This is a genomic window from Xanthomonas sp. LMG 12460 (genome assembly GCF_009192895.1).
Lineage (GTDB): Bacteria > Pseudomonadota > Gammaproteobacteria > Xanthomonadales > Xanthomonadaceae > Xanthomonas_A > Xanthomonas_A sontii.
On sequence record NZ_NKUH01000151.1, the window covers coordinates 1 to 1,285 of the forward strand.

The following is a 1,285-nucleotide window of genomic DNA, read 5'->3' on the forward strand; positions in this document are numbered from 1 at the left end:
GGCGGAGCCGATCTACGATGCAAGCTCGAAGCTTTAGGAGCGACTGGACCTCCCACACCTCCTCCGATGATCAGTCGGAAGACATGACGCCTGTTTAGGGGCGACATGTCCAGATACAAGGAGCGGCTTCAGCCGCGACGAGGCTTTCCCGGGAACGCCCGTCGCGGCTGAAGCCGCTTGTGTCAAATAAGGGTCTATCGTTGTAGGTGAGAGCGGAGTGCGGCAGGCCGTTTAGCCGCAGTGCCAGCAAGCACGAGTAGGAGTCAGCGCCGCCGCACTCCGGTTCTCCTGCCTGACAAGCCCGAACAGTTGCCCGAGTGACGAGCTCGAACTCCACAAGCATGGGCATCGGCAGGAGCGCTCTCGTCCATGAGTCTACTGCGGAGAACGTCTATGCGGCGCCATGTCGGGATCGATGTATCCAAGGCTGAGCTGGTCATTCATGTCCTGCCGGACGAGCAGGCCTGGACCCAGCCCAATACGCCACAGGGGCAGCGTGCGCTGGCCCAACGTCTGGCTGGGATGGACTGCGAGCGGATCGTGCTGGAAGCCAGTGGCGGCTACGAACATGCCGTGCTGCAGGTGCTCCGAGAGGCGGACCTGCCGGCAGTGCGGATGGCCGCCGATCGTCCGCGCAAGCTCGCCCAGGCCTTGGGCCTGCATGCCAAGACCGATGCCCTGGACGCGCGCCTGCTGGCCATCGCCGCCCAGCACATCCCGACCACCCCCACGCCCGTGGTGCCCGGGCACCAGCAGTCTCTTCGCGAACTGCTGGACCTGCGTGCCACCCTGGTGGGCCAGCGCGATGCCCATCGGCGGCGCTTGGAACACATTACCAGCGCCAAGGCGCAACACCGCTGCCGAGAGGTGATCGCCCTGCTGAACCAGCAGATCCAGACGTTGACGCAGGAGATCGAGCAGCAGGGCAAGACCTGCTCGAGCCTACCCAAGGTGCCTGGGCTCGGGACGATCCTGCGCGCGGTTCTGGCCGCGCGGCTGCCAGAGCTGGGCACGCTGCCGCCACGCAAGCTCGCTGCCCTGGTCGGGCTGGCCCCGTTCAATCACGACAGCGGTTGCTGGAAAGGCCAGCGCCGCATCAAAGGCGGACGTGCCGACGTGCGGCGCGTGCTGTACATGGCCACCTGGGCCAGCATCCGCGCCAAATCCCCCTTGGCCAACACCTACGCACGTCTGCGCGCAGCGGGCAAGCCGGCCAAGGTCGCCATCGTCGCCTGCATGCACAAGTTCCTGCGCTGGCTCAATGCCATCGCGCGCGATCAGGCAC

At 65.9% G+C, this 1,285-nt stretch carries 1 protein-coding gene; it reads left to right on the forward strand.

Annotated elements, in window-relative coordinates:
- Window positions 1–393: 393 nt before the first annotated feature.
- Window positions 394–1,285: transposase (locus CEK66_RS20080; RefSeq protein ID WP_193312730.1), on the forward strand; the 892-nt coding region annotated here is incomplete at its 3' end.